This window comes from Hydrogenophaga sp. GW101-3F08, from assembly GCF_059424585.1.
The window spans coordinates 227,595-251,589 of record NZ_JBWKZP010000003.1 but is presented as its reverse complement, the minus strand read 5'-3'; the positions used below and the strand labels follow the sequence as shown (position 1 = coordinate 251,589).

The 23,995-nt window shown below is 65.7% G+C and carries 19 protein-coding genes; 10 read left to right on the top strand and 9 right to left on the bottom strand.

The annotated features are described in order from the left end of the window. Window positions 1-164: 164 nt before the first annotated feature. Genes AC07YZ_RS10650 through AC07YZ_RS10630 form a run of 5 tightly spaced genes read left to right on the top strand, consistent with a single transcriptional unit; the run spans window position 165 to window position 4,717 of the window. The gene (locus AC07YZ_RS10650) at window positions 165-1,193 is read left to right on the top strand and encodes a sulfate ABC transporter substrate-binding protein (protein ID WP_494794721.1); all 1,029 of its coding nucleotides are present in this window, start codon (window positions 165-167) and stop codon (window positions 1,191-1,193) included. Continuing rightward, complete coding sequence (locus tag AC07YZ_RS10645) at window positions 1,190-1,753, top strand: RBBP9/YdeN family alpha/beta hydrolase (protein WP_226491430.1); 564 nt, start codon at window positions 1,190-1,192, stop codon at window positions 1,751-1,753. Before AC07YZ_RS10650 ends, AC07YZ_RS10645 begins: the two co-directional genes overlap by 4 nt. A gap of 20 nt (window positions 1,754-1,773) precedes the next feature. Further along, window positions 1,774-2,619, top strand: coding sequence for a sulfate ABC transporter permease subunit CysT (gene cysT, locus AC07YZ_RS10640; protein ID WP_494794720.1), 846 nt, complete (start codon window positions 1,774-1,776; stop codon window positions 2,617-2,619). Next, entirely contained in the window at window positions 2,616-3,572 is a 957-nt protein-coding gene (cysW, locus tag AC07YZ_RS10635) for a sulfate ABC transporter permease subunit CysW (protein ID WP_494794719.1), read from the top strand. The genes cysT and cysW overlap by 4 nt, the downstream gene beginning before the upstream one ends. Window positions 3,573-3,625: 53 nt before the next feature. Next, window positions 3,626-4,717 (top strand): sulfate/molybdate ABC transporter ATP-binding protein, encoded by a 1,092-nt coding sequence (locus tag AC07YZ_RS10630; protein WP_494794718.1) that lies wholly within the window; start codon window positions 3,626-3,628, stop codon window positions 4,715-4,717. Between the two features lie 16 nt (window positions 4,718-4,733). Here AC07YZ_RS10630 and AC07YZ_RS10625 read toward each other — a convergent pair whose 3' ends face one another. The 5 genes from AC07YZ_RS10625 to AC07YZ_RS10605 all read right to left on the bottom strand — a co-directional run bounded on the left by AC07YZ_RS10625 (window position 4,734) and on the right by AC07YZ_RS10605 (window position 14,086). Beyond that, window positions 4,734-5,219, bottom strand: coding sequence for a GNAT family N-acetyltransferase (locus AC07YZ_RS10625; RefSeq protein ID WP_494794717.1), 486 nt, complete (start codon window positions 5,217-5,219; stop codon window positions 4,734-4,736). Window positions 5,220-5,752: 533 nt separating this feature from the next. After that, a complete protein-coding gene (locus AC07YZ_RS10620; RefSeq protein WP_494794716.1) occupies window positions 5,753-9,664 on the bottom strand; it encodes an ATP-binding protein in 3,912 nt (1,303 codons plus the stop codon). Window positions 9,665-10,072: 408 nt separating this feature from the next. Next, window positions 10,073-12,133: an elongation factor G gene (gene fusA / locus AC07YZ_RS10615; RefSeq protein WP_494794715.1), complete on the bottom strand. Its 2,061-nt coding sequence runs from the start codon at window positions 12,131-12,133 to the stop codon at window positions 10,073-10,075. Between the two features lie 588 nt (window positions 12,134-12,721). Further along, window positions 12,722-13,075, bottom strand: coding sequence for a hypothetical protein (locus AC07YZ_RS10610; RefSeq protein ID WP_494794714.1), 354 nt, complete (start codon window positions 13,073-13,075; stop codon window positions 12,722-12,724). A 222-nt stretch (window positions 13,076-13,297) separates the two neighbouring features. Continuing rightward, window positions 13,298-14,086, bottom strand: coding sequence for an NIPSNAP family protein (locus AC07YZ_RS10605; protein WP_494794713.1), 789 nt, complete (start codon window positions 14,084-14,086; stop codon window positions 13,298-13,300). Window positions 14,087-14,244: 158 nt separating this feature from the next. On the opposite strand from AC07YZ_RS10605, the gene AC07YZ_RS10600 reads away from it, so the two are divergent. From AC07YZ_RS10600 to AC07YZ_RS10580, 5 genes are all read left to right on the top strand, one after another. Beyond that, the gene (locus AC07YZ_RS10600) at window positions 14,245-14,610 is read left to right on the top strand and encodes a YciI family protein (RefSeq protein ID WP_494794712.1); all 366 of its coding nucleotides are present in this window, start codon (window positions 14,245-14,247) and stop codon (window positions 14,608-14,610) included. A gap of 152 nt (window positions 14,611-14,762) precedes the next feature. Then, window positions 14,763-15,206 (top strand): SRPBCC family protein, encoded by a 444-nt coding sequence (locus AC07YZ_RS10595; protein ID WP_494794711.1) that lies wholly within the window; start codon window positions 14,763-14,765, stop codon window positions 15,204-15,206. Between the two features lie 19 nt (window positions 15,207-15,225). Further along, window positions 15,226-15,648 (top strand): YciI family protein, encoded by a 423-nt coding sequence (locus tag AC07YZ_RS10590; RefSeq protein WP_494794710.1) that lies wholly within the window; start codon window positions 15,226-15,228, stop codon window positions 15,646-15,648. Window positions 15,649-15,702: 54 nt separating this feature from the next. After that, window positions 15,703-16,113, top strand: coding sequence for a VOC family protein (locus AC07YZ_RS10585; RefSeq protein WP_494794709.1), 411 nt, complete (start codon window positions 15,703-15,705; stop codon window positions 16,111-16,113). A gap of 80 nt (window positions 16,114-16,193) precedes the next feature. Next, a complete protein-coding gene (locus AC07YZ_RS10580; protein WP_494794708.1) occupies window positions 16,194-17,456 on the top strand; it encodes an RNA polymerase sigma factor in 1,263 nt (420 codons plus the stop codon). Between the two features lie 6 nt (window positions 17,457-17,462). Here AC07YZ_RS10580 and AC07YZ_RS10575 read toward each other — a convergent pair whose 3' ends face one another. From AC07YZ_RS10575 to AC07YZ_RS10560, 4 genes are all read right to left on the bottom strand, one after another. After that, entirely contained in the window at window positions 17,463-19,514 is a 2,052-nt protein-coding gene (locus AC07YZ_RS10575) for a sensor histidine kinase (protein WP_494794707.1), read from the bottom strand. A 41-nt stretch (window positions 19,515-19,555) separates the two neighbouring features. Further along, window positions 19,556-20,872 carry an ABC transporter substrate-binding protein gene (locus AC07YZ_RS10570; RefSeq protein ID WP_494794706.1) on the bottom strand — a complete coding sequence of 439 codons (1,317 nt, stop codon included), beginning with the start codon at window positions 20,870-20,872 and terminating at the stop codon, window positions 19,556-19,558. Continuing rightward, entirely contained in the window at window positions 20,873-22,810 is a 1,938-nt protein-coding gene (locus tag AC07YZ_RS10565) for a sensor histidine kinase (RefSeq protein WP_494794705.1), read from the bottom strand. A gap of 251 nt (window positions 22,811-23,061) precedes the next feature. Beyond that, the gene (locus AC07YZ_RS10560; protein ID WP_226491454.1) at window positions 23,062-23,973 is read right to left on the bottom strand and encodes a Tim44 domain-containing protein; all 912 of its coding nucleotides are present in this window, start codon (window positions 23,971-23,973) and stop codon (window positions 23,062-23,064) included. Window positions 23,974-23,995: the final 22 nt, after the last annotated feature.

Here is a 23,995-nt window from a genome sequence, read left to right as displayed (position 1 = left end):
GTTTTACAGGCGCTGAAACATCACCAGCGCGTCGGTGTCGCCGGTGGGCCAGACACTTCTACTTAGTTGTTTTCGTTATAAACAACTGAGAACGTATTCGTTCCAGTTTCGTTGCTGGCGTTTCATGATCCGCTCCGTTGTCATCAGATCCCCGGAGAAAACCCATGAAAACCCGCCGCAACTTCACCACTGCCCTGATCGCCGGTGCCCTGGCCGTCGCCGCCTGGCCCGCGCTCACGCAGCCAGCCCCCATCACCCTGCTCAACGTGTCCTACGACCCGACGCGCGAGCTCTATGGGGAATACAACGCCGCCTTCGCCAAACACTGGAAGGCCAAGACGGGCCAGGACGTGACCATCAAGCAGAGCCACGGTGGCTCCGGCAAGCAGGCCCGTTCCATCATCGACGGGCTGGACGCCGACGTGGCCACCCTGGCCCTGGCCGGTGACACCGACGCGCTGCACACCAACGGCGGCTGGATTCCGAAAGACTGGCAAAAGCGCCTGCCGCTCAACAGCTCGCCCTACACCTCCACCATCGTGCTGGTGACCCGCGCGGGCAACCCCAAGGCCATCAAGGATTGGGACGACCTGATCCGCCCGGACGTGAAGGTCATCACCCCCAACCCCAAGACCTCGGGCGGCGCCCGCTGGAACTACTTGGCCGCCTGGGAATTCGCTTTGCGCAAGTACGGCGGCCCGAACCGTGATGTCAGCAAGGCCCAGGAGTTCGTGGCCAAGCTCTATGCCAACGTGCCCGTGCTCGACTCGGGCGCGCGCGGCTCGTCCATCACCTTCGCCCAGCGCGCCCAGGGCGACGTGTTCATCTCCTGGGAAAACGAGGCCTACCTGCTGGAGAAGGAATTCGGCAACAAGGTGGACTTCGTCTACCCCTCGTTGTCCATCCTGGCCGAGCCGGCCGTGACCGTGGTCGACAAGAACGTGGACAAGAAGGGCACACGCGCCGTGGCCGAGGCCTACCTGCAGTTCCTCTACACCGAAGAGGCGCAGGACATCATCGGCAAGCACTTCTACCGCCCGACCTCGGCCAAGGCCCAGGCCAAGTACGCCAAGCAGCTGCCCAAACTCAAGCTGTTCAAGATCGAAGAAGCCTTCGGCGGCTGGGAGCAGGCGGCCAAGGTGCATTTCGCCGATGGCGGTACGTTCGACCAGATCTACTCACGCGCCAAATGAGGGCCGCCCGCATTCTCATCGTGCCGGGTTGGCGCAACTCCGAGCCCGCGCACTGGCAAAGCCTCTGGGCTGATCGACTGCCCAACGCCCGCCGGGTGGAGCAGGGCGACTGGCTGTTCCCACGCCGGCAGGACTGGGTGGGTCGGCTCGCCGATGACATCCTCGCTTGCCGGGGCGAACGGGTCGTGCTGGTGGCGCACAGCCTGGGCTGCATGGCGGTGGCCCATCTGCCGCCAGAGGCCGCGGCGCGCACGAGCGCTGCGCTGCTGGTGGCGCCGGCCGACCCCGAGCGGCGGGCCCAACTGACCGATTTCGCGCCGGTGCCGTACCAGCGGCTGCCTTACCGCAGCATCCTGGTGGCCAGCAGCAACGACCCGTATTGCCCGGTGCGGCTGGCCGGCGCCTACGCCCGGGCCTGGGGCAGCGAGTTCGTGCGGCTGGAGAACGCGGGCCACATCAACGTCGCGTCCGGCTTCGGTGAATGGCCGCAGGGCCTGCAACTGCTGGCGCAGCTGGGCGTGGACGTGGACCCGGCCGAATGGTTGCGGCGCGCGGCATGACACTCGGACGGACATTGCCCATGAGGTTCTTGTTCACCGTTCGCAGCCGCGTGCTGCCCGGCTTCAACCTCACGCTGGGCTTCACGATCTTTTACCTGTGCCTGATCGTGCTGATTCCGCTGTCGGCGTTGATCTTCAAGACCTTCACGCTGACTTGGCCGCAGTTCTGGGAAGCGGTCACCGGGCCGCGCGTGCTGGCCTCGTACCGGCTCACGTTCGGCGCGTCGTTCATCGCGGCGCTGGTCAACGTGGTGTTCGGCCTGCTGGTGGCCTGGGTGCTGGTGCGCTACAGCTTCCCGGGCAAGAAGATCGTCGACGCGCTGGTGGACCTGCCGTTCGCGCTGCCCACCGCCGTGGCCGGCATCTCGCTCACCGCGCTGCTGGCGGGCAACGGCTGGATCGGCTCGTTGCTGGAGCCACACGGCATCCAGCTCGCGTTCAACCCCAACGGCATCGTGATCGCGCTGATCTTCATCGGCCTGCCCTTCGTGGTGCGCACGGTGCAGCCGGTGCTGGAAGACGCCGAGAAGGAGTTGGAAGAGGCCGCCACCTGCCTGGGCGCCACGCGCTGGCAGACCTTCAGCCGCGTGATCTTCCCGAGCATCGCGCCCGCGCTGCTGACCGGCTTTGCCATGGCCTTTGCCCGCGCCGTGGGGGAGTACGGCTCGGTCATCTTCATCGCCGGCAACATGCCCATGTTGTCCGAGATCACCCCGCTGATCATCATCAGCAAGCTGGAGCAGTACGACTACGCCGGCGCCACCGCGGTGGCCACGGTGATGCTGATCATTTCCTTCATCCTGCTGCTGGTCATCAACGGTTTGCAGAGCTGGCAGCGCAAGCGCTCGGCAGGGAATTCGCAATGAGCTCGCAGAACAGCATCCGCACCGCCCAACGCGGCACCACCGAAGCGCCCTGGGTGCGTTACACCCTCACCGGCGTCGCACTGGTCTTCATGTTCCTGTTCCTCGTGCTGCCGCTGGCGGCCGTGGCGACCGAGGCCCTGCGCAAGGGCTGGGAGACTTACTGGGAAGCGCTGCAGGAGCCCGACGCCTGGTCCGCTATCCGCCTGACCTTCATCACCGCCCTGGTGGCCGTGCCGCTGAACCTGGTGTTTGGCGTGGCCGCGGCCTGGTGCATCGCGAAGTACGAGTTCAAGGGCAAGTCCTTCCTCACCACGCTGATCGACCTGCCGTTCTCGGTGTCGCCCGTGGTGGCCGGTTTGATCTACGTGCTGGTGTTCGGCGCGCAGGGCTGGTTCGGCCCCTGGCTGGCGGAGCACGACATCAAGATCGTTTTTGCCGTGCCCGGCATCATCCTGGCCACCATCTTCGTCACCTTTCCCTTCATCGCGCGCGAACTCATCCCGCTGATGCAGGCGCAGGGCAACGACGAAGAACAGGCGGCCCAGGTGCTCGGCGCCACCGGCTGGCAGACCTTCTGGTACGTGACCCTGCCCAACATCAAGTGGGGCCTGATCTACGGCGTGATCCTGTGCAACGCGCGGGCCATGGGCGAGTTCGGCGCGGTGAGCGTGGTCTCGGGCCACATCCGCGGCCAGACCAACACCATGCCGCTGCACGTCGAGATCCTCTACAACGAGTACCAGTCGGTGGCCGCGTTCGCCGTGGCCTCGCTGCTGGCCCTGCTGGCGCTGGTCACGCTGGCCATCAAGTCGGTGGCCGAGTGGCGCATGGAGCGCTCCCTCTTGCTCCCTCTCCCGCTGGGAGAGGGCTGGGGTGAGGGCTCTCCGCCTGGCCAACACCTCCTCACGCCAGCCCCTCACCCCCACCCTCTCCCCAGAGGGGCGAGGGGGTAAGAAGGCTCCAACCCTCTCTCCAAAGGGGGAGGGAGTCAAACCTCGGCCATCTCATGAGCATTGAAATCCGCAACGTCAACAAGCACTTCGGCAACTTCCACGCGCTGAAGAACGTCAACCTCGACATCGCCTCGGGCGAACTGCTCGCGCTGCTCGGCCCCTCGGGCTGCGGCAAGACCACGCTGCTGCGCATCATCGCCGGGCTGGAAACGCCCGACACCGGCAGCATCCTGTTTGCAGGCGAAGACACCACCGACGTGCACGTGCGCGAGCGCAACGTGGGCTTCGTGTTCCAGCACTACGCGCTGTTCCGCCACATGAGCGTGTTCGAGAACGTGGCCTTTGGCCTGCGCGTGAAGCCGCGCGGCGAGCGCCCGAGCGACGCGCAGATCAAGGCGAAGGTGACCGACCTGCTCAAGCTGGTGCAGCTCGACTGGCTGGCCGACCGCTACCCCTCGCAGCTCTCGGGCGGCCAGCGCCAGCGCATCGCGCTCGCGCGCGCCCTCGCGGTGGAACCCCAGGTGCTGCTGCTCGACGAGCCCTTCGGCGCGCTCGACGCCAAGGTGCGCAAGGAGCTGCGCCGCTGGCTGCGCCGCCTGCACGACGAACTGCACGTGACCAGCATCTTCGTCACCCACGACCAGGAAGAAGCCCTGGAGGTGGCCGATCGCGTGGTGCTGATGAACCAGGGCGTGGTGGAGCAGAGCGGTTCGCCGCAGGACGTGTGGGACCACCCGGCGAGCCCGTTCGTGTACGGCTTCCTGGGCGATGTGAACCTGTTCCATGGCCGTGCGCACGAAGGTCTTCTGCACCTGGACGGTGTGGCGATCAACACGCCCGAACACGCCGACGCACAGAACGCCCAGGCCTTCGCCTACGTGCGCCCGCACGATCTGGACGTGCAGCGCCACACGCCGGGCGCGAGTGGCATCGTCGCCACGCTCAGCCGCGCCATCGTGGTCGGGCCTATCGCGCGGCTGGAGCTGCAGCCGGTGGAGAGCAACCAGCCCGCCGGGCACGACCCGCTGATCGAGGCGCAGATTCCCGCGCAGCAGTTTCGTGAGCTGGGCCTGCAGGAAGGCGAGACGCTGGTCGTGTCACCGCGCAAGGCGCGCGTGTTTTTGCAACCGCAGGTCGATCTTTGACGGGCCGTGCCCGGTTTTACAGGCGCTGAAACATCACCAGCGCGTCGGTGTAGCCGTGCACGGGGTGCAGAAACGCGCCGGGCAGGCGGCCCACGGTCTCGAAGCCCATGCCGGTCCACAGCTTCACGGCCCGGTGGTTGCTCGCGATCACGAAGTTGAACTGCATCGCCCGGAAACCCTGCGCCCGCGCCGTGTCCAGCGAGTGCGCGCACATGGCGCGCGCCACCCCTTGGCCCGTGGCATCGGCCGCCGTCATGTAGCCGCAGTTCGCCACGTGCGACCCACCGCCCTGGCGGTTCGGGTGCAGCACATAGGTGCCCAACACCCGCTGCCCGTCGGTGGCCACAAAACACTGGAAACCCGGCGCCAGCCAGGCGGCCAGTGCGGTGGCCCGGGTGGTGTCGCGCGGGAAGTCGTAGGTTTCACCCGCACGGATGATCGGCTCCATGATCTGCCAGAGGCTGTCGTCGTCGGCAGGGGTGGCGGGGCGGATCGTCAGCATGGGGAGCGTTTCCTGGTGGGGTGTTGAAGGGAGGGGGCATTTTCTCTTGCAACCCTCACGCTTGCGCCGCCTTGGTTTTGCGCTGAAACGATGGCTGGTGATATGGCCGCAGTTGTCAGTTGTGTCTGACAGATGGCGGCCTGGACGGGCCAACTTTCTGCAGCCTGAAAGGCAGATTCAGGCTTATTGTGTTGAAAAACTCGAGCGCCGCCCTCGGGGTCGTCGTAACTGGAAAATCGACCCCATAGAAGGGCCCAGGATCGACGATCTCACTTAAGGCAAGGGGTAAAGCACCCCCGAAAATGTGATGAACACTTACTCAGGGGAGTTTTTCAACAGAATAGGCTGACTGCAGACGGTCGTCCCACGACCGTGAGCGTCGCAAGGAGCTGGAAGCGGTCACACGCCCCCTGCGGCTCAATATTAGTTGGGGCACTTCAGGCGGTTCGAGATTCAAGTCGGAAAACGACTGCGGAATCGGGTCAAGTTCAACTCCACCCGCCGTTGCAGACACCGTGTACCCCGTAAGTCGACTAGACGTTGTAAAGAACGCCCAAAATAAGAACGGCGCTCTCCACTGTCTTGAAGCCCGCCTCTGCCTTGCCCACAGCAAGAACGTCCGCAGCGCCGAGTCCTCCGATGGCCTCAAACTGCCTGACATGCGACAGAGCGCCGCCCAGGCTCGCCCCGATGCGCTTGAACAGGGTGGTCCCATCGCTGAGGCTCAAGGCCGCGTACTTATCCAAGTTTGTCTCAAAGTCACCTGCAGTGAGCTTCGGGCCGCCGAGCGCAATCTGCCCCTCCAAGGCCAGCGGAATGGCACTCTGCTCCTCGACCCTGAAAGCGCTGCTGATTCGCTCGATCAGCACCTTGCCGTCAATCTGCACGGCTTCGTCTTTACCCTTGCCAGCCAGCCCGTCAGTATGAAAGAACATGCCGACCACCTTGTGGAGCGCCACCTCGCGCTGGTGAAACTGCAGCGTTTGCCGGCTAGCGCGAGGGTCGGGTGTCTCGGACGCAAGCGCGACATAGTCCGAGTCGAGGGGGCGCAGTAAGCGCCGCGCGAACACCTCATCTCCCCTGCGAGCGATGACCAATTGCCGGTCAGGAACAGCGCTAGGCTCGGCTTCAACGACCGCGACGCCTCCCGCAACAGTCGCGGCAAACCCGAAGTTGTGGGTACGAAGAAAGAAGAACGCCTTGTCCTTGAACCAGGTCTGGTCCAGGGTCCCGGCGCTCGTCTCCTGGGATTCGCCGGTTCCAGCGCCACGGACGAAGGCCAGCAGGTTCGGCCTCACGTTGACGTTGAAGACGGGAATCTCCCCGAGCTCCAGGCCTGGAACCGTCTCGAACTCATTGGGCAGGCGTTCGCGACGCAGGAAGAGGCGCAGCTGCTCGTGCGCCTTCTCGACTAGTTTGCGCACCCGCTCCAAATCGGCTCGGCAGGCCTTGACCTCGGCCGGCTGAATCAGCAGCTTCTGGTGATGGGACTTATTCAGAAGGGTCAGCGCAGGAGACTGTTGCTGCAAGGCCGGGTCATTGGCCAGCTCACGTAGGGCGGGGTTGCGGAAGAGGCCGTTGGCTGGAGTCTTGCAAGCACCTTTGAGCCGGTTGATATGGTCACCGAGCGTGGGCAACTGAAGGCTGCTTGCCGAAGAAGCCGGAAACGCGGGGTGGTCGAAGAAGTCGCCCAGACGAGTTTCGACGAAGACCCGGCATTCGGCCACGTAGTCGCGAGCCGTTACCGGGTCGTTCTCGTCCTTGACAGTCGCTTCATGCAGCCGCTGAATCTGCGCCACGCTGGGTGAGGTCCGGAGTGTTGGTCGGTCCTTGGACGGCGGGTGAACCGAGCGGTGGTCTACGTCCGCCTTCATGGCCCGCCCCGAGAGCACGAATAACTGGGCGAACACACGGTCATGGGTGGTGACGACCAACTGACCGCCTTCGTTTGCAAGCATGGCCAGAGAGTCAGCCAACCGGTTGCGGTTCTCACCGTCAAGCAGCTCCTGTGGGTCATCAAGGACCATCAGGCCCAAGCCACCGCGCTCAGCTTGGAGGTACTGCCAATACGCGAGGTAGAAGCCTATGAGGCTTGCCCGGAGAGCGGAAGCATTAGACACGTGCTGCGCAGGCGCCGTGACGCCAGCGTTCCCCACCTGGAACTCGAACTTGCCGTCTGTTCCCATCTTCAGAGCCTTGAGGTCCAGGTTCGTTGCAGGCCAGGCCCCCAAGTAGATGCGGTTTCGCCAATCCACGGTCTTCTGATGCAGCGTGGCCTGCAGTTGCGCGACTTGCTCTTCAGCAAGCGTTCCGAGCTGGGCGCACTCCTGCAGGGCTGCGCCGGCGAGCTTGTACTGCTCGATGCGTGCGAGCTTGCCTCTGCGCCGCTCATAGTCCTGCGTCATGCGAGCGCAGTACTCCAGTGCCTTTTTAATGGGCTCGACTGAGTCGACAATGACCCGCAGCTTGCGCAACTTTGCTGCCAGTGACGCTGTGTCGGTCGGGTCAGCATCCTTCAGCTTTCCGATGACGGCCAGAGCCACGTCGCGCATCGCATCATTGTTCTCCGAGCGCCATTGCGCAAACCGCAGGGCCTTGTCCAGGCGAGCGAGCAACTGGTGTAGCTGCAGCAGACCGGGAAGCGTGGCATTCAGGTCGGGAAGCTCTGAAGCTGGAAGCGGGCCCAAACTGGCTAGAGCTGCATCGCATGCGAGCTGAGTCTGCGCTTGCAATGTGGCGAGCACGCCCTTGAAGTGCGAACTGGCCCATAGCTCAGTGCCAAGAGTGGCCTTGACCAAGTCGCCAGGGTGTTCCGGCAGGTCTCGCTTTAGCTCGACCTGCAGCGGCGTCGGTAGCTGAGATGCAAGCTGCGCGGCCGCAGATTTGGCCCACTGAACAAGTGTCTGTGCGACAACTGCGGCATCGCCATGCTGCGCATTCTCCAAGTGCTTCTGAACGCTCTCGCTCGTCACGGCGTCGTACACGTCAGCTAGCGAGGCAGCGCAGACAGGACACTTATCTGGATCCACCTTGAACTCAGGGTGGGCCTGCATCCAGGAGGCAATGGCTGCGTACAGTCGCAGCCGCGCCGAGCGGCTCTCGTTTTGAGCCATAGCAACGAGGTCAGTCGCCTGATTGAGGAGGTCGGCTATCGCTTGGCGAGCTGCCGCATGCTCCTCCACAGTGAGTGCGCCCAGGTTCGATAAACGGGCAGCGGACGTTAGATTCTTGACATGGGCCAAGTCGCCAAATGCCGGTTCGATGGACTCCTGCAGGTCAAGCCGATCCTGGGCGGCCTCAGGGTCGAAGCCGTCCCCGAGCACCTCCTTTGCGTCGGCCAAGCGGGTTGCGCTCAGTTCGTCAAAGTGGTTTTTTGTGAGTGCCAGCGCCTCTTCGACCTTCTCGGCGTGGGGTTCTGGAAGAACATGGCTGAATGCGAGCGAAGCGTTGTCCGAGACGAGCGCGAGCAGGTCGGTGCGCGAACGATTGAACCCCTCATCGAGCTGCTTGATTTCGTTCTGCCGTTCCTTGGTGGCGTCACCTAAAAGACGCGTTCGCGCCTTGGTGGCGTGTTTCGTCAGCTGTACCAGTGGTGCCAAGCCTGTAAGTTCTGCGACGGCCTGCCCCAGAGCCGACGGCCCGGAAAACTGGATGTACGGCAGCATTGCCGCCATGGTGGTGCCGCTTCGGACAACGATTTGGTCGACGCCCAGCGTGCTCCAGTCAGGTTGTGTTTCGGTGAGCTTGCCCTTGCTCGTCCGAGACAACTGTCGCCGAATTGCCGGGAGTGCTTGACCGGTGTCATCGACGAATGTCAGCTCGACCCACGTGTCGACCACCAAGGGCCCGTTCGGTCGTTCCAGCTCGACGTCCGGCAGCGGAACAACAGCTGGTATGCGGAGCGTCTCGGACTCCTGAGCACCCTCGGCCGGCGCCAACTCGCAATCGAACTCAGTCTGGCCCGGCTCGGGAGCACGCTGCGGCCGCATCAGCTGCCCGGTGAGCGCCCAGACGATTGCATTCAGGATGGAGGTCTTACCGGCGCCGTTGGCGCCCTCTATGAACGTAATCGGCGCACGAAACTCCAGCTCAAACACTTCTGGCGCCTGAGCTGCCTTGCGATAGCGGTGAAGACCCGCGAAGCGATGAGCACGCAGGCATGCCAGTTTCAGAGTCTTCGCCTTGCCGTCACCTGCGAATGCGACCTCAGGCGAGATCTTTGGCTTCACAGACAGGCTTTCGGCAATAGCGTCGCAGTCCGCAGCCATGACGTTCCCCGACCACTTTGGCCGGTTAGCGGCGTACCACTGCAGCACTGAGCGAGCACCTTCGCTCGCCAGAGAAAAGCTTTCGTTCTTGGCTCCAACTCCCACTGCGCGACCAGACACCAAGTCCGCGCAGAGAGATTCGACGGTATGAAGATGCAACGACCGGACCGTGCTCACCCCACTCATTTCCTGCCTCCCTGACAATTTGGCTTCCACTTTGTCACAAGTTGTTAAGCAAGTCGAGGGGGAGGCGCACCCGATGGCTGTGCTTCACCACTTCAAGCAAAGAGTCGGCCTCGAACGTCATTGATTTCAATCTTCGTGACCCGGCCTCCATGCAGGTGGCGTTGGCCTGATCAGGCGTTGACCGAGAACTGTGCGCGTGAAGTGAACGTCTGATATGAGACAGGGAGCGAGCGCTCGTCTGCAGGGATTGAGTGGCGGCAATTGCTGCGTATCGGACATTTGCCACAAGAATTTGGGTGATCGCAATCGCCGGGCGATGGAGCATTTTGATCTCACGGTTCGCCCCAGTCGATTGCTCGGCAACGCGCGTGCAAGCTGAGCATCGGCGCTGTGCTTTTCCTAGTCGTCTTCGCGCACCCGGTACCGCCCCATCAACGTCTGTTGGACGGCCGGCGGAACGGCCTCGTAGTGCGACAACGCGACGGTGTAGCGCCCCTGGCCGCTGGTCATCGCATTGAGCCGCGACTGGTAGTCGGCCAGCTCGGCCTCTGGCACCTGACCGCCGATGGCCACGGTGCCGGCCCCCAGGCCCGATGTGCCAGTGACCAGGCCGCGCCGCAACGACAGGTCGCTCGTGACGTCGCCCACGGAATGCTCGGGCACGGCGATCTCGATCTGGACAATCGGCTCGAGCACAACCGGCCGGGCCTCGCGAATCGCCGCCATGAAGGCCTTGCGGCCGGCGGTCGCGAAGGCGATGTCCTTGCTGTCCACGCTGTGGTGCTTGCCGTCGTACACGACGACGCGCACGTCGGCCACGGGGAAGCCGGCGATTGCGCCGTACGCCAAAACCTCGCGCACGCCTTTCTCGACCGCGGGGATGAACTGGCCCGGGATCGCACCGCCCCTGACTTCGTCGGCGAACTCGAAGCCCGCGCCTCGCGCGAGCGGCTCGATGCGCAGGAAGACTTCGGCGAACTGGCCGGCACCGCCGCTCTGCTTCTTGTGGCGGTAGTGGCCCTCGGCCGGCGCGGTCACGGTCTCGCGGTAGGCGATGCGCGGTGGCCGAGTCTGGACATCGAAGCGGTAAACCTCGCGCAGGCGTTCGAGCACGATGCGCAGGTGCAGCTCGCCGAGCCCGTAGAGGACCGTCTCGTTGGTCGCGGCCACATGCTCGATGCGCAGGCACGGGTCCTCGGCCGCGAGCTTGCCGAGGATTTCCCAGGCGCGCTGCTCGTCGCCATGCCGCTTGGGCTCCACGGCCAGGCCGTACACCGGCACCGGGAACGGCAGCGGAGCGAGGTGCACATGGCTGTCTTCGGCCGCATCGTGCAACACGGCATCGAAATGGATCTCGTCGACCTTGGCCACCGCCACGATGTCTCCGGGCAGCGCGTGCGACACCTCGACGTGGTCCTTGCCCTGGAGCATGAACAGGTGCCCGACCTTGAACGGCTTGCGGCCGTCGCCGATGTAGAGCTGGCTGTCGCGCGTGACCGTGCCCTGGTGCACACGAAAGATGCCCATCTTGCCGACATAGGGGTCGATCGTGACCTTGAACACATGCGCCAGCACGTGCAGCGTCGAGTCAGGCTTGGCCTCCATGGGCATGGCCTCAGCGCCTTCGCCAACGATGAAGCTCGGCGGGTTGGCTTCGGTCGGATCGGGCAGGAGTTTGACGATCACGTCAAGCAACTCGGCCACGCCGGCGCCGCTGCGCGACGAGGCGAAACACACCGGGATCAGGTGGCCTTCGCGCAGCGCCTGCTCCAGCGGCGCGTGCAGCTCCGACGGGTCGACGTCGCCTTTCTCGAGGTAGCGGTCGACGAAGGCCGCGTCGACCTCGACCACCTGCTCCACCAGCGCGCGGTGCGCCGCTTCGACGGGGCCGAAGTCGGAGCGTCCGAAGCGGTTGAAGAAGCAGTCGATCACCTGCCGGTTGACCCCGTCGGGCACGTTCAGCGGCAGGCATTCGCGGCCGAAGGTGGCCTGGATGTCGGCCAGCAGCCCCGACAGCGAGACACCCTGCGCGTCGATCTTGTTGACGATGATCATGCGGGCGAGGCGGCGCGAGGCTGCGTATTCCATCATGCGCACCGCCATCGGCTCGATGCCGGTGGCGGCATTGATGACCACCGCCACCGTCTCGACCGCCTCCAGCGCCGGCAGGCTCTGGCCGAGGAAGTCGGGTCCGCCGGGCGTGTCGATGAGGTAGATGCGCGTGCCGGCATGCGTGAGGTGCATCACCGAGGCGTTGAGCGAATGCAGCATGCGGCGCTCGAGCGGGTCGTGGTCGCTAACGGTGCTGCCGCGCTCGACGCTGCCCCACGCGCCGATGGCGCCCGCCTTGTACAGCAAGGCCTCGGCCAGCGAGGTCTTGCCGGCGACTGCGGCGCCTACGAGCGCCAATGTTCGCACGGCTCTTGTTTCGGCCGTGAGGCCGTTCGATCGGCTTGGCATGGTTGGACTCCTTTGCACGTCCGGAAGGCCGGCCCGGCGGCCCGCATGGGCTCGGGCGTTGCGTGTGGACGTCGGGGCAGCGTACGGGATTGACCGCGCTAACGCAAATTGATTGCGCCGCCGATTTCCAATACCTGACCGGCATGCATGCCGCGTTGACCTCCCCCTTGTTGCCAGCGTGCTGAGACATGGGCTCACACTCAAGATGTCTTAACAACAACTCTCTGAGCCCGTCATGACCACTGTCACCGTCGACTCTGCATGCCGTTGCCGGCGACAGGTCATCGCGCTCGACATGTGTCGAGCGCTTTCAACGACTGCCCTGCGGCCGTCACCGTGAATTGACGGAGCGCACATCACCGGCGGTAATCGCTGCACTGCGGCTGTTCGCGTCCAATACCTCTCTGGTCGCTTGAGGTCGCGTTGTTGAGCTCGCCGCCTCAAAGACCAGCCGTTCTGCCAGCGTCGGGTCGAATGGCTGGTGTCGGCGTTGACCGCGAGCAGGAAGTTCCGGCCAGCAGCGGTCAATCCTCAGTCGCAGAAGCGGACCAGCCAGCGAAGTTGGCGCAGGCCTGCTTGACCAAAGGGTCATGCCTCACGGTGCTCTTTGAGACTCCAGATATCTGCAGCAAGAGCACGGTAAGCGGGAAGATCGCCTGCAGTCTCGATGCCGAACCAGGAACGGAACTCTTCGAGCAGAACCTGAGCAACGTCTTCGGTTGATCGGCAACCAGCTAGTCTGGGTATCACTGTGGCCGCCTCTGCGTCGTATTCGTCCGTGTTGTCGATGAAGTTGATGCCGATTGGGTCGCGCTCAAACATCGCCCTTGATACGGCCGCAAAAAACGTCGGATCCAAGGCTTGTACCGCGCGACGCTCAGCACGCCGCCTGTTCAACCGCTCTGACACCTCCGGTGGGAACTCGCTTTTGTTGTCGCTCATCGAAAAAACTCCGGCAAATCCGGCATCTCGCCGATTTCTCATCAAGCAGCGGAACCTGGAGCGGGCGCGCAACCGTTCTTGGCACTATAGCTTTCGGAATGAAAACACAGTGTCGGTTTCTCCCTCGTTTGCACGCGCGGCCCGGGTGCCCATGGCCGTCCCACTTCAGGGGGAGCCCAGATGATCGGCAAGAACACGATGTGTCTCTGCCCCGACGCCACCTCAGCCGTGGATCAATGACCGGGCGGTCGCCGCAAGGCGCAGGCTCTTTGGCGGTCCCATCAGCCATGGTTTGAGCGCTGGCTGCACGTTGCGTGCCCAAACGCCGCTGCGGGAAAACGCCTCGAACGCCGCGGGCGTGGCGAACATCGCGAAGCCCACGAGCACCTGTTCGCCTTGGCGCACAGGCAGGCGCGGGAAGTTGTTGGGCGCGTTCTCCGAGACATACCAGCCCAATACCTCGGCCCCGCCTTGGGTCAGTGTCTGCGTCATGGGCCCTTGGCAGTACCGCAGCAGCGCCGCGGGCGCCGGTTCGTGCAGATGATAGACGCTCACGTCCAGCAGGCCGGGCAGGGGTGTGCGCACCGGCCCGGTCGCCCGCTCGCGCCCGCGCATGGTGATGCCTGCGCCAGGCCATGCGGGGCGCAGCAAGAGCACGTCGTCGGAGTCGATCATGGTGGCGTTGGCCGCGTCGCGGTGCTGCCGCCACACCGGGCCGTCGTAGAAGGCGCTCAGGCCGCGTGCGCGGCTGTCCATGGTGGGAAAGCCGCGCAGCCAGACGAAACGGTCGGGGGCGTCCAGGTCGCGGAACTGGCCCATGACGGCCATGCCCACGGCTTCCTGCGTTTCCACGAATTCCCGGTCGAACAGATCGATCAGCACATCGCGCTGGCCGGGATGCAGGGTGTACTGGCGCAGCTCGACCACGTTGCAGTCGAGGTCAATCGCTGGCGGTGCGTCGACTTGCGCCGGCCGGGCTGCGCTGGGCGCCAGGGTGGGTGAGGGCTTCATGGTGGGGGCTCCTTGATGGTCGTCGAGGCGTGCATCCTGGCATGCATAAAGTGACACCTGACGTCATGATTGGGCCCGCGTCCGAGAAAAACAGGCCGTCTGGCGAGACCCGGGCGGTCTGTGTAGCATCGCCCTCTCCCTCATCGAAAGGCTCCGCCATGTCCTACATGCTCCTGATCCACGAACCGGTCGGCCAGCGCGCCACCCGCACCGAGGCCGAGGGCCGCGCCGCCTACGCCGCCATGCAGGCTTTTGGCGAGGGGCTTGCGGCCGTCGGCAAGCTCAAGGCGGTGGAGTCGCTGGCAGGGCTGTCCAGCGCGGTCCGCGTGAGCCAGGCCGGGGGGCGCCAGCAGGTGCTGGACGGCCCATTTGCCGAAGCCAAGGAAATGATCGGCGGCTTCTTTCTGTTGCAAAACGTGGACCGCGAAGAGGCCATCGCCATCGCCCAGCGCTGCCCCGCCGCGCAGTGGGCCACCGTCGAAGTGCGCTCGCTCGCGCCCTGTTTCGACGAGAGCCAGGCATAAACGGCTCCTAGGGTTTCTACCTAGTTGGGCGCTGTCGAAATCGCCCGGCCTGTTCCGTCGTACCCATAGAAGCCGCTGAACTGGCTTCATGCCATCGGCATTGCGGCTTTGCGGGCCGCTGACGACGCCCACTGAACCCAAGGAACCTCGCCATGAAAACCCAGCATTTCGACATCCTCATCCGGGCCCCGCGCGAACACGTGTGGCGCACCATGCTGCAGTCGCCCACCTACGAGCGCTGGACCGCCACCTTCTGCGAAGGCTCGCGCTTCGAGGGCTCGTGGGACCAAGGCCAGAAGATCCGTTTCGTCGATCCCAAGGGCATGGGCATGGTGGCCGAGATCGCCGAGCACCGCCCGGCCGAGTTCGTGTCCATCCGGCACCTGGGCATGGTCGACCAGGGCATCGAAGACACCACCAGCGAAGCCGTGCGGGCCTGGGCGCCCTGCTTCGAGAACTACAGCTTCACCGACGAGGCCGGCGGCACCCGCGTGCGCGTCGATTGCGACGTGTTCGGCACCTACGAGGACTGGATGGCGCAGACCTGGCCCAAGGCGCTGCAGTCCCTCAAGACCCTTTGTGAAACCCCAGCCTGACGGCTTTCAGGAGAACCCCATGCGATTCATGATCATCGTCAAGTCCTGCCCCGAGTTCGAAGCCGAACTCACACCCGAGGCCCCCGAAGAACTCATGGCCGAGATGGCGGCCTACCACGAGGAGCTGGCGCGCGCCGGCGTGTTGCTGGACGCCAGTGGCCTCCACCCCAGCCGCGCCGGCTGGCGCGTGCACTACGGCCCCGAGGGCAGACGCGTCGTGGACGGCCCCTTCACCGAGGCCAAGGAGCTCATCGCCGGCTACACCCTGATCCAGGTGCGCAACCGCGAAGAGGCCCAAGAGTGGAGCCGCCGCTATCCCAACCCCGCCGGCAAAGGCAAAGAAGCCGTGATCGAGCTGCGCCAGCTCATCGATCTCGACGAGTTCCCGCCCAGCGAGGCGCTGGACAAGTTCAAGCAGATGGAAGCCCGCCAGAAGGCCTGATCACCGCCCACCGATCGAACAAACCAGCCAACCATCCAACAAGGAGAACCCACCATGTTCCGCCAGATCTTCGTCAACCTGCCCATCAAGGACATGGCCCGTTCGCAGGCTTTCTTCAAGGCCCTGGGCCTCACCTTCAACCAGCGCTTCACCAACGAGCAGGGCGCCTGCCTGGAAATCGGCGAAAACTTCTTCGCCATGCTGCTGGTCGAGCCCTTTTTCCAGGGCTTCACCAAGAAGCCCCTGAGCGACGCGCACAAGAGCACCGAGGTGCTGATCGCCCTGTCGGTGGACAGCCGCGCCGAGGCCGAAGAGGTGGTGCGCAAGGCCGTGGCCGCTGGCGCCACCACGCCCAACCCGCCGCAGGACCACGGTTTCATGTACCAGCACGGCTTCGCCGACCTCGACGGCCACCAGTGGGAGGTGTTCTGGATGGACGACGCCGCAGCACCCGCGCGGATGTGAGGGCCAATTCCCCTCTCCCGCGCGCGGGAGAGGGGCGGGGGTGAGGGGCGCCCGGCGTCCCAACCCGTAAGCTCCAGCCCGTGCACTCCGCCGTCCACCAAACCATCGCCACCGTCTGGCGCCTCGAATCCGCCCGCATCGTCGCCGCCGTGGCGCGGCGCGTGCGCGACCTCGGCGTGGCCGAGGAACTGGCGCAGGACGCGCTGGTGGCCGCGCTGGAGCACTGGCCGAAAGACGGCGTGCCGAACAACCCCGGCGCCTGGCTCATGACCACCGCGAAGAACCGCTCGCTGGACTGGCTGCGCCACCGCCAGATGGCCGACGCGCGGCACGAAGACATCGCGCGCGACCTCGAAGCGCTGGACGCGCTCACCGTGCCCGATTTCGTGGACGCGCTCGACGCCGCGCGGCAGGACGACATCGGGGACGACCTGCTGCGCCTGATCTTCACCGCCTGCCACCCGGTGCTCTCCACCGACGCGCGCGTGGCCCTCACGCTCAAGCTGCTCGGCGGCCTGAGCACCTTCGAGATCGCGCGTGCCTACCTGGTGCCCGAGGCCACCATCGCCCAGCGCATCGTGCGCGCCAAACGCACGCTGGCCGACGCGAGCGTGCCTTTTGAAGTGCCGCGTGGCGGGCAACTGGCCGAGCGCCTGGGCTCGGTGCTCGAAGTGGTGTACCTGGTGTTCAACGAGGGCTACACCGCCAGCACCGGCGGCGACTGGATGCGCCCCGCGCTGTGCGACGAGGCCCTGCGCCTGGGGCGCATGCTGGCCGAGCTGGCGCCCGACCAGGCCGAGGCGCACGGCCTGGTGGCGTTGATGGAGATCCAGGCCTCGCGCACCGCCGCGCGCACCGATGCCCAGGGCAACCCGGTGCTGCTGACCGAGCAGGACCGCAGCCGCTGGGACCCGCTGCTGATCCGCCGTGGCTTGGCCGCGCTGGCGCGCGCCGAGGCGCTGGGCCAGCCCGTCGGCAGCTACCGGTTGCAGGCCAGCATCGCCGCCTGCCACGCCCGCGCGCCCACCGCCGAAGCCACCGACTGGGCGCGCATCGCCGCGCTCTACGGCGTGCTGATGCGCGTGGCGCCCTCGCCCGTGGTCGAGCTCAACCGCGCGGTGGCCGTGTCCATGCACGAAGGCCCGGCCGCGGGGCTGGCCATCGTCGAGACCCTGCTGCAGGACAAGGCCTTGCAGCGTTACCACTGGCTGCACGCCGTGCAGGGCGATCTGCTGCAGAAACTGGGGCGCCAGCAGGAGGCTCGGGCCGCGTTGCACCAGGCCGCGGCGCTGGCGGGAAACGAGAAGGAGCGGGCCTTGCTGGAGCGGCGCGCGCAGGGGTAGGGCGGGTCAGCCCTGGGCCTGCGGCAGCGCGAAGTAGAAGGTCGCGCCGCCGTCGACCTGGCCCTGCGCCCAGACCCTGCCGCCGTGTCGGGCAATGATCCGAAAGACATTGGCCAGCCCGATGCCGATGCCATCGAACTCGTCGACGCGGTGCAGGCGCTGGAAGACGCCGAAGAGCTTGTCCTGGAACCGCATGTCGAAGCCGGCGCCGTTGTCGCGCACGAAGACCACCGTCTCGCCCGGTTCGCCGGGCTGCGCGCCGATCTCGATCCGGGCCCGCGGGCGTTTGCTGCTGTACTTAAGGGCGTTCGAGATCAGATTGACCAGCACGACGCGCAGCATGGAGCGGTCGGCCGCCACCACCGGCAGGGGCGCGATGTGCCAGTCGATGTCCCGGCCCTCGGTCTCCGGCTCGAACCCCCGGATCACTTCGGCCACCAGGGCGCTCAGGTCCACCGGGGTCTTGTGCATCTCCTGGCGCCCCATGCGCGAGAAGGCCAGCAGGTCGTCGATCAGCACGCTCATGCGGCGGGCCGCGTGGGTGATGTTGCTCAGGTATTGCAGGTTCTCCGCATCGAGCGCCGGCCCGGCGCTTTCCTGGAGCAGTTCCAGGTAGCCGTCGATGTGGCGCAGCGGGGCGCGCAGATCGTGCGAGACGGAATACGAAAAAGCCTCCAGCTCCTTGTTCGCCGCCTCCAGTTGCGCAGTGCGTTCGGTCACGCGCTGCTCCAGCGTTTCGAAGGATTGGTGGAGCTGTTCGGTCATGAGCTTGAACGCGGTGGTCAGTTGCCCCACCTCGTCGCCCGCGCCGATGTTGATCTCGGCCAGCCGCTCAGGGGCCATGGGCTTGCCGGTGGATGGCATGCCCGCGCCCTCGGGGTGCAGGACGGTGCGGGCGACCGCCGTGGTCAGTGTCTTGATGGGCGCCGTGAGCCGCGCGATCAACACGTAGCCCAAGGCCCCGCCCACGAGGAGGATCAGCACCGATACCCCAACGATGCCGGCCACGGTCTGCTGGATGGTCCTGGTGGTGCTTTCCCGCGACAGCGCCAGGCTCAGCGTCAGCGGGGGGGCCCGCGCTTCCATCTTCCAGGGCATGAAGGCCTGGTAGTACGAGGCCGACCCGCTCGTCTCGGTCTGCAGCCGGATGGCGTTGCCGGTCGGCGGGAGTTGCGGCACGGTGGGGTTGCCCATGCCGACCAGCTGCACACGGTGTTGCCCGTCGGGGGAAAAGAAGGCCGGAATCACGCCGCTCCTGGAGGCCGTTTCCTCCAGGAAGGACTGGTCGAACACCCGGCTGAAGACGAACATGCCGATCACCGTCGGTGGCGCTTCGCCCGTCCCAGGGGTTGTCTCCGCCGGCGTGGCAATGCCCAGGTTTTCGACGATCGTCTCGCCAAACGATTCGCGGGGCGTGCCCTGGATCGGCACCCTCACCTGCATCACCATCGTGTGTTCGGCGGGGAAGTCCACGTGGCCCGCGACCTGATTCGCCAGCGGCAGGCTGCGGTCGATGTGGACCGGCAGCGGGGTTTGCTGCCAGCTCCACCAGTCGGTCAGTTGAACCCGGCCGTCTTCCTTGCGCCGGGTGCCGCTCAGCACGGGCTGGCCGCCGTGCCGCGTCACCATGCCGGCCCCGTCTGGCGTCACGTAGTGGGACAGGTCGCCGCCCAGGTAAACGGCCACACTGGAGAAGCGGGCCGACAGCAGGATCAGCTGCAAGCGGTTCAACGAGGTGATCTTGTTGTGGCCCAGGGTGAAGTCCAGGGTCTCGCCGGGCGCCCGGTCCAGCCTGAGCGTCTGGCTGTACAGGATCGCCATGTCGCTGAGGTTTTTTTCGTCGCGCGCGGCGTCCACCGCCACCGCCACCTGGGCCTCGCGCGAGGCCTGCAGATCACTCCTGAAGGACAACAGTTGCTGCGAAAGCCGGGTGAAGGCGTCCGCTTCGCCCTGGCTGTTGATCAGGAACGAGGTCAGGCCAGCACTGAGCGCGGTCACCACCAGCAGAAACGCCGCAAACGCCAGAAGCAGCTTGTGTTCGATGCTGGTGAATTTCATCGTCGAGGGGGCGCATGGCCGTCGCTTCGTTGGGACAACCGCTACCGGGCGGGGTAACCATTGTGCGCTTGAATGTCCTGGTCAATCTTCGTGGCGGCCTGGCTCAGTTCGGTCTGCACGTCCGCGCCTTGGATGATGTGGTCCACCGCTTCGGCGAAGGCCTTCGTGATGGCGCCGTAGGCCGGTGTGGGCGGGCGGGGGACCGCCCAGCCCTTTTCGATCTGCTGCACATAGAGGTGCAAGGGGCCGGCGGGCCGGTAGAGCTTTGACTGGGCCAGGGCCGATTTGCGAGCCGGCACACCGCCATGGATGTCGGTCCAGCGCGCGACATTGTCCGGCTGCAGGAGGGATTCCAGAAAGGCCCAGCTGCCTCTGGGGTCCTGGCAGGAGCTGGGGATGCCGAAGTTCCAGGTGCCCAGCCCGGTCTTGGGGCCGTGGCCGAAGTCGGGCATGGGGATGACGACCAGGTCCTGGCCCAGCGCTTCGGCGTATTTGTTGTAGAGCCAGTGGCCAACCCAGGAGAGCGCGGCCTTGCCGGAGGGGAAGTCGGTATCGCCCGCCGGTTTGGGGTTGGCCCAGCCCTTTTGAAACCAGCTCTGGAAGCGCTTCATCGCCGCGACGGACTGAGGGCCGTCCAGCACCCCTTTGGCGGACCGGTAGCTCTGGCGATCGATCAGGTCGCCGCCAAAGGACTGCAGGATGGGCGAAAAACCGTAGGTGAAGAATTCGCCCCGCCCGTAGTTGATCTTCATGTCCAGCGGGTACGCCACGCCCGGCACGGCGGCCAGCTTCTCCAGCGCGGCCTCGAACTCGGCCAGGTTCCATGGCTGTGCCACCGTGGGGACGCGCACGCCCGCGGCCCGCAGGTATTTGCGGTTGGCGTACATCGCCAGGCCCGAGTCGTAAATGCCCAGCGTGTAGAGTTTTTCCTGGTAGGTTCCCTGCGCAATGACCGAGGACAAAAAGTCGGCCTTCAGCTGTTTCGACACGAAGCGGTCGATGGGTTGCAGGTAACCGAGCCAGGCCAGGTTGGCGACCAGCGGGCCGTCAAAGAACAGCAGGCAAGGCAGATCGCCCGTCTTCCCGGCGGCCAGGATCCGGTCGGTGTAGGTGCCCTCGGGCACCAACGTCATCTCGATCTGGTACCTGTCCTGGCTCTTCTGGAAATCCTGGATGTTGGCCTCCATGACCTTCATCAGGGTGTTGCCCACGCCGGCGTGGAACCACACCGTCACGGTCTGCTTCTTCGCGGTGGGCGGCTCCTGGGGCGTGGCGATGCCCGCCGCCCCACAGGTCGTCAGCAGGGCCAGCGCCCAGGCGCGCAGCGCTTTGAGTCCCGCCATGGTGTGTCTGGGCATTCATGTCTCCTGACGGGGGGATGGGCGAAGCGAGAAATAGAAGGTCGCACCCTGGTCGATCTGGCCCTGTGCCCAGACCCTGCCGCCGTGGCGCGCGATGATCCGGGCGACATTGGCCAGCCCGATGCCGGTGCCCTCGAACTCGTCCACGCGGTGCAGGCGCTGGAAGACGCCGAAGAGCTTGTCCTTGAATCGCATGTCGAATCCGGCGCCGTTGTCCCGCACGAACACCACGGTCTCGCCTTCTTCGCTGGGCAGCGTGCCGATCTCGATCCGGGCCTGCGGGCGCTTGCTGCTGTACTTCAGGGCGTTCGAGATCAGGTTGAACAGCACCACGCGCAGCATGGCGAGATCGCCGGTGACCACCGGCAGATCGGCGATGCGCCAGTCGATGTTCCGACCTGCGGCCTCCGGCGCCAGCCCCCGGATCACGTCGGCCACCAGGGCGTTCAGGTCCACCGAGGTCTTGCTCATCTCCTGGCGCCCCATGCGCGAGAAGGCCAGCAGGTCGTCGATCAGCGTGCTCATGCGCCGGGCCGCGTCGGCGATGGTGCTCATGTAGTGCAGGCTCTGGTCGTCGAGCGCCGGCTCGACGCTTTCCTTGAGCAGTGCCAGAAAACCGTCGATGTGGCGCAGCGGGGCGCGCAGATCGTGCGAGACGGAATAGGCAAAAGATTCCAGTTCCTTGTTCGCCTGTTCCAGCGCGCTGGTGCGCTCGGCCACGCGCTGTTCGAGCGCCTGGTTGAGCGCGCGCACCTGCTCCTCGGAGCGATGCCGCTGCACCACCGCGATGACCAGCGACACGCTCACGCCGAGCAGCAGCACGAACGACACCCCGGCGATCCAGGCCGTCTCTTGCGAGATGCTGAGCGTGCTCTGCGGCGAAAAACGGACCACGGCGCCTGAAGGCAACTGAGACGCCGGGATGTCGAAGCGCACCAACTGCCGGTGGTCAAAGAGCAGGGTCTTGCCCGCCCCGCGACGCACCGGGATGGCCTCCGGGCTCACGCCGTGCATCACCTGCACCGCGATCTCGGCTGCCAGGCGCCCCTGCTCGACGCCGCTGATGACGCTGCCTCCCACGGCACCGTGCCCGACCAGGAAGTCCCAGCTCGTGAACAGCGGAACGTTGGCCGTCGATGACATCAGTTCGGCGGCGCGCTGGCTGCTGATGCCCTGGCCGTCGTGCGTGCGCATGTTGCCAATGGTGAAGATGGCGGAGTCGGGTGGAAGGGTCTTGAGGTCCTGCAGGAGAGCGTCCACGTGGGGGTATTCGCGGAACTCGGCCTTGACCTGCGTGGGGAGTGTCGCCAGGTCCTTGGTGACGGTGGCCCGGATGCCACGGTAGGTGAGGTCGTCGGCCATTCCGGGGAACACGATGCGTCGGGTCCGTGGTGCGAGCTGCAGCATCACCTGCAGTGTGCCGAACATGTCGCCGTCTTCGGCCACCCCGGTGATGCCGCTCTCGCCCTGCAGCATCGCATCGTTGTAGCCGTTCAGGCCCATGAACACGATGGGCACCCCGGGGAACAGCTCGGCGCGATGCGCGCGGGCGAAGTCGAACGCGGCGTTGTCCGAGGTCAGCACGACCTTGAATGTCTGCGCCGAGAGCTTGGCTCGGAGCAGGTCGAGCAGCAGCGGCCCCTTGAGCAGGCCCGGGTTGTGCACCGCGTCCAGGTACTCGATCCGCAGGTCGTACTCGGCGGCCAGAGGGCCGAAGACGGCATCGACGCCTTCCTGCTGCGAACGGGTCCAGACGAAGTCCGGGCCGTAGGAATGGAGCACGAGGACGTTGTCGTGGCCGTTGATGTGGGTGTCGGCATGGCCGGTGGCCGGCGTCAGCACCAACAGAACCGCCCACACCAGCAGCGTGACCCACACGGCGGTGGAGCGGCGCGGGAACGGACGGTGTGGGCTTTCCTGCTGCCTGAAAGTCATCGCGTGCCTCGGTCTTGGTGCCTGGACGGGAAAGATGGGGGAGTGCAACAAACTACTTACAAGTATCGGCGAGCCCCGCTGGCACGGTCAATCGCGGAACGGGCGTTGTGTGCCGGAACGCACGGAAAAGCCGTCCGGGCGGGTGCCCAAGGCAGCCGCCACCACCGCAAAAAAAAGCCCCGGTGCGGGTGCACCGGGGCCTGGGGTCTGCGAACCGGCGTTGCGCCGGTGGTGGGGGCGGGCTCAGCCGCTCAGTTCATCTGCTGAATGCCCGAGAGCACCCAGCCGCTGGCGCCCTGGCGTGGTTTGGTCAGGTGCCAGATTTCGTCAAACGCCTCGTTGGCGGGTTCGCCGCTGTCGCGGGTTTCGCCGGTGAAGCGCACGCTCACCAGGTAACGGTCGGCGTCTTCTTCCACCTCGATCACCTCGGCGTCGATCTGGACCACGTCGGTGTGCTGTTCGGCCGCGCCACGCTCGGACAGGTCCATCTTCAGCTCGGCGAACATCTCGGGCGTGGTGAAGGCGCGGATGTCGTCGAGGTTGCCGGCGTCGTTGGCGGCCTGCAGGCGGATGAAGTTGACCTTGGCGTTGCGCACGAAGCTGGCCACGTCAAAGTCGGCCGGGATGCGGCTTGGGGCCGGCTGCAGGTTGGCGCCGATGCCGGAGCCGATCATGGAGCCGCCCGCGCCCGCCTGGGACGGGGTGGCCGCCTTGTAGGCCTGCGTCTGCGGCGAGCCACCGGCGGCGCCCGCGCCTGCGTAGGCCATGCCGCCCGCTGATCCACCCTGTGCGGCGGCGCGCTTGCGCATGACGAAGCCGATGGCGGCGAGCGCGGCCATGACCAGCAGGCCGATCATGAGCATGTTGGCCAGGCCCTCGCCAAAGCCCAGGTGCGAGGCCAGCGCGGCCAGGCCCAGACCGGCGGCGAGGCCGGCGATCGGGCCCAGCCACTTGCTGCGGGTGGACGCGGCGGCGGGGGCGGCCGCGGCGCTGGCGGGCGTCTGGGTGGGCGTGGCGGTGGGGGCCTTGGCCGGCGGCGTGGCCTGGCGCTGCATGCCGATGGACTTGCCGCCACCCAGGCGGCGCGCGGCTTCGGCGTCCATGGCCACGGAAGACAGGCCGATGGCAAACACCATGGCCAGCAGGGAAAGAATCTTTTTCATGAGGTCTCCGCAAAAGGAATGG

What these genes read in the sequence shown, in the direction of transcription:
- AC07YZ_RS10650 (WP_494794721.1), top strand. Translation starts at nt 165, where the DNA reads ATGAAAACCCGCCGCAACTTCACCACTGCCCTGATCGCCGGTGCCCTG.
- AC07YZ_RS10645 (WP_226491430.1), top strand. Translation starts at nt 1,190, where the DNA reads ATGAGGGCCGCCCGCATTCTCATCGTGCCGGGTTGGCGCAACTCCGAG.
- cysT (WP_494794720.1), top strand. Translation starts at nt 1,774, where the DNA reads ATGAGGTTCTTGTTCACCGTTCGCAGCCGCGTGCTGCCCGGCTTCAAC.
- cysW (WP_494794719.1), top strand. Translation starts at nt 2,616, where the DNA reads ATGAGCTCGCAGAACAGCATCCGCACCGCCCAACGCGGCACCACCGAA.
- AC07YZ_RS10630 (WP_494794718.1), top strand. Translation starts at nt 3,626, where the DNA reads ATGAGCATTGAAATCCGCAACGTCAACAAGCACTTCGGCAACTTCCAC.
- AC07YZ_RS10625 (WP_494794717.1), bottom strand. Translation starts at nt 5,219, where the DNA reads ATGCTGACGATCCGCCCCGCCACCCCTGCCGACGACGACAGCCTCTGG.
- fusA (WP_494794715.1), bottom strand. Translation starts at nt 12,133, where the DNA reads ATGCCAAGCCGATCGAACGGCCTCACGGCCGAAACAAGAGCCGTGCGA.
- AC07YZ_RS10610 (WP_494794714.1), bottom strand. Translation starts at nt 13,075, where the DNA reads ATGAGCGACAACAAAAGCGAGTTCCCACCGGAGGTGTCAGAGCGGTTG.
- AC07YZ_RS10605 (WP_494794713.1), bottom strand. Translation starts at nt 14,086, where the DNA reads ATGAAGCCCTCACCCACCCTGGCGCCCAGCGCAGCCCGGCCGGCGCAA.
- AC07YZ_RS10600 (WP_494794712.1), top strand. Translation starts at nt 14,245, where the DNA reads ATGTCCTACATGCTCCTGATCCACGAACCGGTCGGCCAGCGCGCCACC.
- AC07YZ_RS10595 (WP_494794711.1), top strand. Translation starts at nt 14,763, where the DNA reads ATGAAAACCCAGCATTTCGACATCCTCATCCGGGCCCCGCGCGAACAC.
- AC07YZ_RS10590 (WP_494794710.1), top strand. Translation starts at nt 15,226, where the DNA reads ATGCGATTCATGATCATCGTCAAGTCCTGCCCCGAGTTCGAAGCCGAA.
- AC07YZ_RS10585 (WP_494794709.1), top strand. Translation starts at nt 15,703, where the DNA reads ATGTTCCGCCAGATCTTCGTCAACCTGCCCATCAAGGACATGGCCCGT.
- AC07YZ_RS10575 (WP_494794707.1), bottom strand. Translation starts at nt 19,514, where the DNA reads ATGAAATTCACCAGCATCGAACACAAGCTGCTTCTGGCGTTTGCGGCG.
- AC07YZ_RS10570 (WP_494794706.1), bottom strand. Translation starts at nt 20,872, where the DNA reads ATGCCCAGACACACCATGGCGGGACTCAAAGCGCTGCGCGCCTGGGCG.
- AC07YZ_RS10565 (WP_494794705.1), bottom strand. Translation starts at nt 22,810, where the DNA reads ATGACTTTCAGGCAGCAGGAAAGCCCACACCGTCCGTTCCCGCGCCGC.
- AC07YZ_RS10560 (WP_226491454.1), bottom strand. Translation starts at nt 23,973, where the DNA reads ATGAAAAAGATTCTTTCCCTGCTGGCCATGGTGTTTGCCATCGGCCTG.